General features: G+C 65.9%; 3 protein-coding genes. All 3 read right to left on the bottom strand.

Annotated elements, in window-relative coordinates; all coding sequences use genetic code 11:
• Positions 1–5,981: DEAD/DEAH box helicase (locus tag OOT08_RS17510; protein ID WP_325094141.1), on the bottom strand; the 5,981-nt coding region annotated here is incomplete at its 3' end.
• The gene (locus OOT08_RS17505) at positions 5,978–10,642 is read right to left on the bottom strand and encodes an Eco57I restriction-modification methylase domain-containing protein (protein ID WP_325094140.1); all 4,665 of its coding nucleotides are present in this window, start codon (positions 10,640–10,642) and stop codon (positions 5,978–5,980) included. The genes OOT08_RS17505 and OOT08_RS17510, both read right to left, overlap by 4 nt.
• On the bottom strand, positions 10,643–13,594 hold the full coding sequence (locus tag OOT08_RS17500; RefSeq protein ID WP_325094139.1) for a helicase-related protein: 2,952 nt from the start codon (positions 13,592–13,594) through the stop codon (positions 10,643–10,645).
• Positions 13,595–13,898 lie beyond the last annotated feature (304 nt).

The raw sequence follows: 13,898 nt of genomic DNA, 5'->3' as shown, positions 1-13,898 counted from the left end.
GCGGTGCGGCTCATGCTCCCCGGTTGCATCACACTGACGAGAACCAGTGCCTCGCGCCGCAGTTGCCAACCAACGGGTTCACCGCTGCGCGCCCGGAAGTCGTCCAGGTCCGCAAGGCTTTCGACCGCGGCAAAGCTCGGGTTCCCAGGGACGGTGACGACCTCACACCCTCCGGAGGCAAGCAGGAGAGCTGCCAGGCCGGCGGCTACGCGCTCCCACCGGCTGAGGGCCGCTGCCGGGTCTTGCAGCCAGTCCATGAGCTGATCAATGGGGTTCGCGGAGATGTGGTCCAGGGACCCGAGCGAAATCCCCAGAGTGCCCGTCACCTCGGTCGCGGCTTCCGCAGCGAACCAGTCGACGGGGGGCTCCGAGGTCCCGGCGCTTGCTCGTTCGAGGTCCTGCCAGCTGACCCCGAACACCAGATACCCCGCGTCGCGGAGCGCACGCCGCTTCAGCGCGTCGTTTGCAAGGCGGTTGTGGGCCGGTGACGCGTGGTAGGCGAGCCCGTCGGTGAAAATCGCGATGCTTCGCGCGGAACCGCCCAGGGCTTGTAAGACAAAGTCCGGACGCGAGCCGGCGACATCGACCTGTGGCTGGAGCTCCCACACAAAGGAACTCCCCGGCATGCTCACCTGAATGCGGTTGCCGCGATCCCCGGCGATTTCCTTGACCGTGCCACCCAAGGAGCGTGCGCGGTCCATGAAGACCTTTCGAAAGAGCTGCTCGAGCACGGATTCAGAGGACACGAGACCTGGATCACGGGCGGTCCAATCCCAGGGCACCACCGTCTCGGAACGATCGTCCGCAACGCGGATCTGCAGCAGCGTCATCAGGCTTCGCTCGGCACTCGCCCGCGACACGAGTTTGTCCGCCCCACCGGGCGCGTACGGCAGAATACACAGGTGACACGCGGCGCGGTGTTCGCCGCGGCACGGGCAGGCCCGGATCACGCGCAGCGCGCTCTCGAGGATCTCGCGCACGCGCTCCGGGCGCGCCAACTCCGCAAGATATCCCGTCCCGCCGGGCACTGAATCGTGCAGCAGCAGCGAGGGGATGCTCTCCCCTCCGCTCTCCGGAACAGGGTCGGGCGCGGTCAGCACGCGAAGGTGGTCGGGGTCACCGCCGAGGGATTCTCGGAGCCCCAGCATGATGGCGGCCACCAGGCTCGGAATCGCCAAACTGTCGCCCAGCGTGATGCTCGTGGGAAGCCGGAGGAGCACGCCCTGGGTGCGCAGTGTCCGGCTCAGGGCGATCTGCAACGCGTGTTCTTCGCTGGAGTTTCGGTGCGGGCACCACGGCCGGTGTTCCCGCCGGCTGTTTTTCCGGGAGGAGGTGTCGAGTTTGCCGCACGAGCGGCACACCCGAAAGAGCGGTGCCGGAGTTTCCTCACCAGCGAGCATTCGCTGGGTGCTGAACCCTCCGAGCTTGCCCAGGTTGAGCCAGCGGACCGTCAGCCCGCGCAGGTATTTCACGCCAAACCCAGTCTCAGCGAGGTACCACTCGCGAAGGACCTCTGCGGCGTCGATATCGGCGAGCACCGGCACCGAGAACTGCACCCGAGTGCGCTCGTCTCGTCGGTCGCTGATCGTAGACTCGTCCCGCCGCACCTCCGCCGAGACCTGCCTGAGTTCAACCACGCTCAGGCGCTGCGCCGAATCCGCAATCCCCCGGGCCCCACAACGGGGGCACTGAGCACCGAGTTCCGTGAGCAGGTGTTCGTGCGCGTACCCGCAGGCTGGGCAGAAGCTCCACTCGCTGATCGCTTCGCCGTCGACGCCGAGGTCGACCGCATCGATCTCGATCTCCATGCCCTGCGCGTAAAAGGTGGCCCCGGGCGCGAGCTCCTGAATGGCAACGGCGGCACCCCGGTCATAGTTCACGCCCTCGTGCTGGAACTCCCTCGTCTCGGGGTCCACCCAGGACAGCGCCACGTCCAAACGAACCGTGTCATCCAACAGGGTGTAATTGGGCAGCAGGCCGAAGCGTTCAAGTGCGCTCACCCAGTGCTCGATCCGCTGGGCATTGATGAGACGGAGGATCATCCGGAGTGCGGCGTTCGCCGAGCGCAATGCCGATACATCGTCCTGGGTCTTCGCCGGCCGCTCCGCGGCGTCTTCAAGCTCGCCAAGTGATGCTTGAATCTCGTCCCTTCGGAATCGCAGCCGGTCGCGCTCTGCCCCCCAGCGATCCCCCGCCGCGCGCACCTCGCGGGCGAGCTCACTCCTCCCCGGCCCACGTTGAGGGGTTGCCCAGTCACGTAGACGCTTCTCTGTCTCTGGCTGCAGGTCGGCAAACTGAGCGAGGAACCGGTCCAGATACTCCGCGGCCTCCGTCTCCGCCGCGATCACGAGGTCTCCCAGGAAGCTGCCGGGGGCGACGGAACGCAGCACGTCCGGGGCGTGCTGCGGTGCCCGCTCGAGCGTGGCCGCGCGCGCATCGATCACCGACGCCAGGTACTGCCGCCGCAGGATCTCCTCCGCGTTGAGATACGCGGCCGGGGGGCGCACCTGCCCGTTGATGACGCTCAGCGGGTCGTGCACCTTTGGCAGTTGTTCCCCGCGTCCCGTCACGAAAGCGAGCGAGAGCGAGTTCCCGGTGAGCCGCCCCGCACGTCCGACGCGCTGGAGGTACGAAGCGACCGACTGCGGCAGGCCAGCCAGCATCACCGTGGAGAGGTCACCAATATCGATGCCCATCTCGAGCGTCGGAGTCGCGACCAGCACATTGGGGGCGTCCGGTTCCGCATCCGCCGCCTTAAACGCGTCTTCGTATCCGAGACGCACACGGTCCTCGAGGAGGCTGGTGTGCTCGCGTGCGACAACACGTCGAATGTCACCGTCGATGTACAGCCGCCGGTAGTAGTTGTCCGCACCAGCGCTCGCTTCCAGCATGCCCGGGCAGCGCGCCACCTGGCACGGTCCGTCCAGGAGCTGAGCGAACACCTGCCGTGTGACCGTGACCTGGGTCCGGCAGAGCGAACAGACCAGCAGATGTCCGGTCGCGGCCCACGAAGCTGTGTCGATCGGCTCGACCACGATCTGATCTGGATTGAGCAGGTACGCGGTGGCACCGGTCCCCCCGATGCTGGCCGCTTCGATCAGGCGCTGCTTCGCAAGTTCCGCGAGGAGCAGTTTGGAGAGCGTCGCACCATCGCCGGGGGTAACCCGGAGCACCTTCTTTGCCCACAGCGCGAACCAGCTCTGGGACGAGGTCACCACATCAAGGTGGGTGCGCTGGCTGTCCGTGCCTTCCCGGGCGCCCCCGCCGACGCGGGGGTATCCCGGCGCCTCGCGCCCCTTCGGAAACGCCGGCATGCCCTCTCCGCGTGGTCGGCCGCCCCAGACCTGCCACCGCGACCCGTCGTGTTGGATATAGCTATCGAACCAGGGATGCGCGATCGCGCCCCGCTCGCGCATTCGTTCGAGTACGCCGCGCACCCACCGCACCACGGTTTCGCTGCGGAGCTGCGGCGGTTCGTCATCTTCCAACATTGCGGAGCGGGTGAAGCCCTCGAGAACGGTGCGCGCGACGGTCTCGAGCGAGGCCGGTGGGCCCGCGTCGACCTGCGCCGCGACGCTGCCCGTCATTTCCAGGGTGCGCCCGACCCGGGATTGCAGTCCGAACTCCATCGCGAGGTCGAAGAGCAGGCGCTTCTTCACCAGCCGCATCGTCGCGGGAGGAACGCGCCGCAGCGTCTCCTGCTCCCAGAATGGTCTGAAGGCTTCCCGCTCGGGAAGCTCGGGCGCAAGCAGCCGATACCGCCGAAACACGTCATCCCCGGCCCGGGCGAGGAGCTGGTCGAGTACGGTCTCCAGCGTCGCAGCGTCGGTCCCGATCGCGTCACGGATCGCGTTGCGCAAGCTGAACACGTGCGAGCGGCTCTGCACGAACCCGGCGCGGTGCGCGGCATCCTGCACGCTGTCGGTGAAGACGAGCGCCTTCTTCTCGGCGCTGTCGAGCGCGGCGTCACCAAACACCGTGGTCACCGCGACCGACAGCGTCGTCGCGATCGCGCTGCCCAGGAAGCGTATGCCGTCGGCCTTTCCGCAGGAGGGACACTCGTCATCCCGCGAGCGATCGTCCGCGTGTTCTCCTCCGAGTGCGAGCACCGGTAGCACGTTGCCGTGCTGCACGTCAGGCCCATTCAGATCCGGCGTCTCGGCGAGCAGCTTCCGCTCCACCGGCCAGAACCACCGCAGCCCCTCGACCTCTTCAGGGGCTAGACGCGCGTCCGCCGGGTGCGCATAGTCCGCCTCCTGCGGAGCAAACAAGAGGGCGCGGAACCGCCCGTCCCCGCCAAGGTGGTTTGCGCGGATCGCGGTGTCGTCGGTGTCGAGATCAGTGCCGGTGGGGGCCAGCTGCACGCCCCACCCGCTACGACCGCAGTGGCGGCAATAGAGTGCCGGGAACTGCGGTCGCCCCTCGGCCTCGAACGGGTCGAGAACCTCGGTCTCTTCGGCGGGGCCATCATCGTCCCAAACAAATCGGGGTTCTGGTGCCGCGAAACGGTTCACGCGGGTCAGCGCCCGAGTCCACAGGTGTAGATCTACCGCGAGTGCCGCACGCCCGGCGGCGGCCCGCACCTGGCTGAGCGCGGCGAGCACGTGACTCACGAAGCTCTGCGCGAGTTCGTCCCGGTCCTCCTCCCCTGTGAGGTCGACCAGTTGCCGGGTCAGGAGTCGCTCTGCGAGGTCTCGCACTGCAACCGCTTGCTCGGCATCATCGGCGAGCTGCCGCACGATCGAGTGACCACGGCTCAGAAATACGCTGAAGTCGGCGGTTCCATTCCCTGCTCCGACTTTCAGCAAACGCGTGTGCTCCGTCGTCCAGCCCTCGTAGAGCGCGCCCCACACCAGCGCCCCTATCCCGTCAACCGAAGGACTCGCCGCGATGGTATCGGCCGCATCGTTCAGCTTCCGCACGTCTGCGACCGTCAGTGGCCGCTCCCGCAGTCCCTGCGCGGCAATCTGGGCTGATCCGTCGCCGGCCCACTCCGCGACCGACGTTCGTGTCTCCGTGACGACCGCGTCCGCACCAAAGGTTTCGCCGAACACCGTGTGTGCAAAACCGAGCATCGCCGCGGGGTCGCCCTTGTCACCGAGCGTCGCTGAGGTGGCCACGGGCGTCATCAGTCCGAGTGGCCGGGCGCGCGCAGCGTCGTCAATCAGAGGGTGTGCGTCTGGCCAGTGGCGCTTCAGCGCGAGTCCGAGCCGCCGCAGCAGCATCGCCACGTCCGTGCCCTGGGCACCGTCATACGTGTGAAACTCGTCGAGCACCAGGTAGCGCAGGCTCGTTGCGCTCTGTGCCCAGAGCTGCTGGTCCTGGGGCCGCAGCAGCAGCTGATCGAGCATCTTGTAGTTGGTGAGCAGGATGTCCGGGGCCTCCTCTCGGATCACCGCCCGGTCGGTGATCAGGCCGGCCTCGGTCACCCGAGAGCGTTCCGGCCCAGCCTGCCCGGTAAACAAGGCGGCCCTGATCCCGCCGAGTGCGGCCGAACCCGTGATCAACTCCGTCAGTCGCCGCGCCTGGTCGTTTGCCAGCGCATTCATGGGGTACAGGATCAGCGCCTTGATGCCCCGCTCTCCCGCGCGCTTGGTGCGCAGCACGTGATCCAGGATCGGCGCGAGGAAGGCCTCCGTCTTGCCCGACCCCGTGCCCGTCGTGACCAGGGTCGGCAGCGGCCGCGACTTCTCGGCGCTAAGGTTCGCACTGCTCAGCCGAGCGAACGCCTGCGCCTGGTGACCATACGGTGGGTGCCCCTCATACCACTCCATTTCCTCGCGCCAGCCGTCCGCAGCCGGCTCGAACGGGGTGCGCAACCGCACATAGGGGCCCCGGAAGATCCCCCGATCCGGGTGGGTCAGGAAACGCTCGAGTTCCTCGCGCTCAGGCCGACTCGACAGCGCAAACGCCGTGCCGAGGTAGTGGATCAGCCCCGCACGGATCCCGTCGGCCTGGGTGCTGGGCAGCAGCGCGCTCACGAGCGCTCCTCCAGCACCCGCTCGAAGTGCGCGTACGCCTGCTGCATATCGGCCTCCCGGTCTAGGGTGACAAACGGCAGCTCGTAAACGTAGGTGTTGCCGCTCGCGTTCGTCTCAGTGCGCTCCGTCTCGGTGATCACGTCGCCGCGCTTCTTCCAGATCGCCAGCACCCCCTTGGGCACCAACCGCCCGTTCGCGTCGTAGAAGTACGCGTTGCGGTCGTAGCCGTACAGCACGGGGAACTGAGTGCGATAGATGGCGCAGAGCTCGTCGGCGGTCAACCCGAGGGAGAGCGCCACCAGGGCGTCGATCTCAACCTGGGCCTGTCGGCGATCGGATGCACGACGGAGCGGGTATTCTTCGGACCAGGCCTCACCCAGAACCTCAAGTGGGAAGCGTGCCGGGTAGGACAAGCCGCCAGACCATGAACTCGTTGTCAGGCGCTGCTCAAGGAAATCATCAACAAGGCTGCCCCATGCGTGAGTCACAGAGGTAAGTCGAGCGTATCGGTAGGCGATCCCCTCTCGGAGCACTTCATTTACTTCGTTGAAGGGCAAACGGCGAATGGTGCTGAAGAGAATCTCTGATTTCGGCACCGCTCGAACGACGAAGTCGGCCACAAGGCTAGAAAGCGTTCCCCCCATAGCAAGAAAGGTAGCCGAATCGTGAGCCGGGGCCGCAACCGAATAGACGGGGTGAACGTGGGCAGCGCCAGGAGGAATCACAGCAGCAATGAGCGTCCGTACACCAGTGTTTGCAGCCATACGCCGCCAGGCGATCCGGTAGTGGTCGCGGGCGGGCACGCGGTCATCACCCCAGTGGGTGTACGCCACGTCGTAGCGCTGCCGTTCGGCGGCTGGCTTGTAGGCCGTCACCGGGAGCGCGTCCGGGGCCAAGGTTTCGAGATCGACCGCGGACCAGTCCTTGTTATTCTTCATGCTCGGGTTGGGAGCCTTATAAAACGGGTTTCCAACGAAGATATGTGGCCCCTGAAGGATTGCTTCGTTCCAGGACTGCGGAAGGCCCCACTCTTTCTTGAACAGTCCCGCTTTGAAATCAGTCGTCTCATTCCAGCCTTGCGACGTCTGGAGGTCGAGTTGCCCCAACCTCGGTGAGGCCGAAATCTTCTCGAGCACTTCTGCGGTCGAACGGTTAACCGCGTATACCATTCTCGATCGATCAACCGGCACGGATTCTTCTTCGAGGATGGCGTGCCAGGATTTCAGCACGCCTGCCTGTACCCGAATAATCCGAGCTCTGTGGGGACTGAGGTCCCAATTCCCGTTCTCGTCTTTCAGCCCGGGCTCTGCGCCCTCTCCGTTGTGCACGTATGACCGTTCCACCGTGTCTGGGTGATAGAGGGACGATGCCATATCGAATCCAATCTCACCCGATGTGCCATACACATGCACGCCGTAGGTCACCAAATGATGAATCTCAAACAGGCTCAGCTCATTCACAAACTGCCAGTGCCGTCTCAGCCGTCGGTAGGTGCTGCTACGCAGGAGGCCTGCCTTCTCGTCCGTGAAATGAGTCTCCGGGTGGATGAGCCCTATGATTCCTGATGCCGCGTTGTTTCGCCAGGTCTGCTCCATGAAGCAGCGATAGAGATCCGGTCGGAGCCCCGACAGCAGCGGAAACCGGGTGGTGTGGGACACAGATTCACGGGTCCCGATGACGCCGGTGAGATCATCCAAGAAAGCATTCTCGGCTGCGCCCTCTGTGAGCGTCTCCCGCTTTCGCGACACCGCTTTCTCTGTAGCAGGCTTGGGGTTCAGCGCCCACCACACATCGTGTTCCGCCAGCGAAGCTGTCTCGTCGAAGTCAGGCCGCACCCAGGGCGGGTTACCCACCTGCAGGTCGAAGCCGCCGCGGGCGAACACGGTCGCGAAATCGAGCTCCCAGTGGAAGAAGCCCTGCTGGGCGGCGATCCGCTCGGTGACCGCGAGCCACGGGTGTTCCCGCAGCGTCTGCGGAATTGATGAGGCGGCCGCGAACGCGAGGTCGTCAATCTCCTCGTCGTTCAGCTCTTCCCAGCCGCTGCTCTGGGTGGCGAAGGTGGTCTGGCCGTGTCTTTCCGCGGCACCCGTGCTCTCGGTGTGGTCCCCCAGCAGCGCTCGCAGTCCGGCCAACCACTCGTCCATGCTGGGCGGTGAGGCCCCGTCCGCGAGAGTGGCCGTGAGCGGCCAGAACCAGAGGGCGTTCCACGCGTCCATGACTCGGCGCAGGCGCTGATACGCCCCGGCCGGGTCGCCGAGCTTACGTTCGATGTCTTCCCGCGTCACGGCGGGTGTGTTACCCGCGGCGGCAGCCTGCTCCTGCCCCCAGAGCGGGATCGCGCGGCGCACCTCGTGCTCGGCGATTTCGAGCCTCCGAAGCGACAGCTGCCATAGCCGTTCGACGCGATAGCTGAGATTGAGGAGCTGCTTCAGCTGTTTGTTCGTCGGTTTGACGGCGGTGGAACGCTGCCAGGCCGTCAGTGCTTTTGCCGCATCCGGAGCCAGGGTCTTCGCTTCCTTTGCGCCCGCTGAGCTCCCCCACCCCGCGGCGGGGAGGAGAAAGTGGTGCACCGCACCGGAGGTCCCGCTGCTGAGCCGTCCCGAGGCCAGATTTTCGGCGAGCTCAACGACCGGCACATCCCGGGGGACGGCTTTCAGCCAGCTTTTGTCTTCGATCTGTTTCGTTGAATACACCGCTCGTCGCGCCCCGATGAGGGAGTTGCCACGCTTCAGATGCAGCCCGAACCAGGGGGCGTTCAGCCCCGCGACCATTGTGTCGAGCCAGAGCGAAATCTCGGCGAGCTCGACCGCGGTCGAGTTCAGGTCCACACCATACACCTGGTGCAGCGCGATCGAGGCCTTCACCCGCTGCAGCTCCTGCGGGTAGCTGTCGGGGTCGACCCGCTCCCCCGATTCGTCCTGCTTCCGGCTCAGGTACTCTGCCGCGAGCTGGCGCACGGCCTCGATAGCGAATGCCCCGGAGCCCAGCGCAGGCTCGCAGATGCGCAGTGTGAGGATGTCATCGGCGGTCGTCGTCTGACCGTCCTGGTCGAGAAGCTCAGCAAGCGCCTGCGACACGGTGAAGCGCGTCAGCACCTCGGGCGTGTAGTAGGACGCCGACTGCTGGCGTTCCCTGCCCGCAAGTCGGTATACGAAGCTGCCGACCGGGTGCAGCACGGGGCGGTCCTCGCCCGTGTCCGGGTCCCGTTCGCGGACAAAGTCATTCGGCTCGATATCGTGCGAGCGTGCGACGGGCACCACCCACGACCCCTTGCTCGCGTCCCCGCCCTTCGCGACTTCGTAGAGATCCGTCTCGGCGAAGAAGCCGGAGTACGACATCAGGCCCTCGTACACGGACCCCAGCTGGTTGATCCCGAGGTTCGCGTAGCTGATGTAGCCACGATCGCTGCCCGATTTCTGCTTTGTGAGCAGCAGGTTCGTGAGCACACTCTGCAGCTGAGCATCGCCCAAACCCACCTCGTCGATCAACGCGACCGCGGCCGGGCGAAAGAGGTCTGCGCGGAGGCTGTGAAAGGTCAGGCCCTCGTCGCTCGTCGCAGCCTCGTCCGTTTCGGGACGATATCCCTGTTCGACCAGCCGGAATAGCAGGCCGAGCGAGTCATACAGGTGCGTGCCCTGTGCGGCACCGTGGCTGAGCTCGACCTGCAGCACGCGGAGCCGGTCGAGACTGTAGCCCTGCTCGTAGGTGCTCGCCTGCGCCGGGAGTACGCCGAGCTCCGGAGAGGCCTCGGCAAACAGCAGGAACAGGATTCGGTAGAGATAGCGCAGGGTCTGGGTGGCCAGCGCCGGTGCCTGCTCTGCCGGGAGCGGTGCCAGCCCGAACTGCCGCCGGCGCGCGACGACCTCATTCGCGAGAATCTCGATCGATTCGCGCACCCCGTCGCGGAGATCCTGTGACACCCCGACGGTGTGCTTGATCGATTCTCCCAGCACGCGGGCCCACCAGGTCTCCCCATCCGCGCGTGGCAGCAGTGACTCCGCGCTCACGCAGACAATGAGGCGGTCGAGCTCGCCCGCACGCTTCATCTCATTGCGGTCGAGTACCAGCTGCAAATCAATCCCGAGGTAGCGCCCCTCCGCCCAGCGCTCACGCTCTGCCAGCAGCATGCGTCCGCCCGCGAACACCAGCGCGAACGCCGGGGCGTCATCGGCAACGAAGAGGTGGGAGAGCAGCCGCGCCACCGACTCGATGGGGTGGTTCTCGTCGTCGACCGGATGGTACGGTTCCCGAAGCGTCGGCTCGTGCTTTTCGAGCAGTTCTTCGACGGATGCCACCGGCCGTGCTTCGATCAGCGCGAGCACCGTGTGGTCCTCGCCTGCAGGACTCAACAACCTCAGCGGCCCCGAGACTCGTTCGCTCGCGCCGCCGCCAGCGTAGCCGAGCGCCACGCGAAGCGGTTCGTAGACAGATTCCCCTTCCGCCCTGACCCCGGCCCCCTCATCGAGCAGGGCCAGTGCCCGCACAAGCCGCTCCCGAATGCTGAGCACCGATTGACGAACGGAAGCGAGTCCTTCCCCAACGAGGCTGTCCCACTCTTTGCGCCGCGACAGCACTTCTGAGCCGAACGACTGCGACTTCGCATCCGTCGTGAAATAGTGCTCGCTGATCCAGTCTTCACCAATGATGAACGCGTCGGACACTTAGATCTCCTCCCCGGCGGAGCCCGCCGGAACCACTACAAGCAGGGGGCGCACCAGGGTTTGCCGTGGGCGCATCGATTCGGCAAGCTCCTGTTCCTCTGCCACCGTCACCCTCCGGCTTCGGAGGCCTTGCAGCTGGGTGAGTTCAGCTGCGGTGTCTTGCCAGGCGTCCACGCGCGCTGACCATTGACTCACTCGCGCATGTACGTCGTCCCCCGCGGCGCGCGCGAGAATCCCCATCTGCTGGGATGCATTGCGCACGGCGGGCGCAATCAAGCCCTGAATCAGTGGACCCGGCGCAGCGCTGCCACGATTGACGAGCGGGCCGGCGAGGCCGCATGCTGCAAGTGCATCTCGTGCATTCTCATGAACCTCGATGATTCCGAATGCGGGCGCTTCGGGGTCAGGATACTCGGCCGTCATGTAGGAGGCGGCAACGGTGCGGCCGCGGCCATCGGTCAGAGTACCAACAAGCAGCACGGTGACGGCCCCCACCTCGGCCTGCACGGAGAACACCTCATTGCGCCCGAGGCGACCGAGCGCCCGATCGGCCGCCCAGTCGAGCACCGGGTGCAGCGGCCCCAGGAAGTGCGCTTCGGGCCAGAGCGAGTGCTCCGCCGGGTCGTGGATCGCCTCGTGCAGCACGGCACGTGCGCGACGCTCGGTCGTTGCCAGCTGCAGTTTCTCACGCACCCGTCGCTCACTGAGGTAGCTTTGCGGAAGCACCGAAAGCCGCCGCATGAGGTCCGGTCGCGGTGCCAGCGAGACCGTGCCGTGGGCAAGCTGCTCGGACCAGTTGACGCCGCCTCCGCCGTCACTCTGCCCCCGCATTCCGGGTTCCGCGTAAACCTCGATCAGTGCCTCCCTCAGGAAGTCGACGCGTGCCCCAAAGAGGCCGGTCTCGTCCGCAGCACCACCGGCCAGCGACGACACTGGAGTCTCGCTGCCGGTCCCCGACTCGATGCGTGGTGCGGGTGCCGAGTCTCCGGACCGCTGGCCCGCAGCGAGACGCGCGAGCAGCCCGGCGACGCTGTCCTGGCCGGCGACCGCCTCCTCGATCGTCGGCACGATGTCATCGACGTCGGTTCCCCGGGCCAGGGCCCGCTTGATCGCGTCCTCCTCCGCATCGGCGCTGTACTTGCCCATCAGCGATGCAGCGTCGCCCAGGGCCGTGTGGGCTTCTTGCTCACGTTCAACGAGCCGTTTCAGCACGCGCAGGTCGCCCGAGAAATGCGCATTGCTGGGCTCGAGGAGCACCGTGGTGATCTGGGGTCGGTGCCGCTGCCCGTACCGATCGATCCGGCCATTGCGCTGCTCAATCCGGATCAAGCTCCACGGAATATCGAAGTGGATCAATTCGTGGCACTGCGTGTGCAGGTTGACTCCTTCGGAAGCCACGTCTCCGGTGATCAGGACCCGGATCTCCGATGATTGTTGCTTGAAGCTCTCGACGATCTCCTGCTGTTCGACGTCGCTCAGCCCGCCGTGCAGCACCGCGACCTGGCCGTCCTTGAGTTTTAGCGCCTCTTGCACGCGCTCGCGCAGCCATTTGAGAGTCGCGACCCGTTCGGAAAAGACCACCACGCGCTCCGGTGAGGTGCGCCCAATTTTGATCAGCTTCAGATACCGCAGCAGCTCTGCGAGTTTCGCCGAGGGCTCGGCGAGCGCGCGCTCCGCGAGCGCTTCGAGCCGGTCCAGGGCGTCGCGCTCACGACGCTGCTCGACGGAGAGATTCTCCCCCAGGCGCTTCCGCCGCTCCACCACAGTTTCCAGGAGCGCAACCGGGGAGGACAGGAATGCCTTGGCCAGCGTCCACGGGAACAGTCCCGAGTTTTCTCCGGAGTACGGGGAACCTGTTTCCCCCGGGTAGAGCCAGACACCCGCCAGTTCCTCCGCGACCGCGTCCTCCGCTGGAGACGCGGGAACGAGCAGGTGCTGGGGTTCAAGGCGCTCCGCCCAGTCTGCCCCCACTTCCCGGGCGACCTCGGGGCTGTGCCGGTGGCGGCGAATGATGAGTCGCCGGGCCTCCTCCTCGATGATGTCGCCCTCCGGCGTCACCGCAGTGGGCTCGAGTAGGCGGATGAGCTCTGCGAAGGACTCCGGCTTCCCGTTGTGCGGGGTCGCGGAGGCGAGGATCAACGCCTCGGTGTTGGGCGCGAGCGTGTTGGCGAGCCGGTTATTCAGCGTTTTCCCGGTGATATTGTGGGACTCGTCGATCACCACGGCGTCCCAACGCTGCTTCGCGAGGTGCGAGCGGTATTTCTCCTGTTTCAGCGTGTCGATGGAGATGATGGCCCGCTTGAACATGCTGAAGGGATTGCGCGTCGCCGGCAGCTGCTGTCGCACGCGCTGGATTCCCACTGAATCGAGACGCACAAAGGGCAGCGCGAACCGGGTCCACATCTCGTGTTGCATCTGCTCAAGCACGTGCCGGGGCGTGACGATCAGGATCCGGTCCCCGCGCCCCCGGCGCACCAGTTCCGAAAGGATCATCCCGATCTCGATGGTTTTGCCGAGCCCCACCGCGTCGGCGAGCAGAATGCGCGGACGCAGCATCTCCGGGCTGAGCGCCTGCCGCACCGCCGCCCGCTGATATCCCAGTGAATCCGTCAGCATTTGGGTCGACACGGTCAACGCGTCAGAGCCGAGCGGCACCGGGGTCTTCCTGAGTGTCGCCTCCAACCACAGCTTCGCCCGCCGATATCCGGGCGAATCGTCCGCCACCACCCGCGCATCAGCGGGTTCGAGCGGTTCGATACAGTCCAGGCCGGAATAGAAGGACGCGGTGGTGTCTCGCACGAGCTCAGAGAGTCCTTGAACGTGCACCAGCTGCCCCGCAGCACTCGGCTCAACGGCCGTGACCAGCCACTCCATGTCTCGAACCACCACTATCGAGCCGGGTGCTACCGAACGCTGTGCCGCGTTCAAGTCAGCCGGTGAATTCTGCGTCATCGTGCAGGGGTCCTTTCCGCGGGCCATCACCTGCCAAACCTATCGAGATTTCCGGCCGGCTCCAAGTGACACGGGCTGTGCCGGGAACCTCGGAGGCGGGCTAACCGACGAAGACTCACGATTCAGTCGGAAAGCATGCTGGATTCTGAGGTGTAGGGCCGACTGGTGCAGTTCGCCGAGGGCGTCAACATCCGCTGGGATAAGAGCCCCTACCCTCCCAACTCCACAATCTCCGCCTCCGTGAGCGGGCGGGGGTTGCGGCCGTGCAACAGCAGCGCGAGCTGGGCCGAGGCCTCGAGTTCTT

Source organism: Leucobacter sp. M11, assembly GCF_035726885.1.
In the GTDB taxonomy this organism is placed as follows: Bacteria; Actinomycetota; Actinomycetes; order Actinomycetales; family Microbacteriaceae; genus JAPFRB01.
Note: the sequence above shows the minus strand (reverse complement) of the source record. Positions and strands in the feature narration are given on the sequence as shown.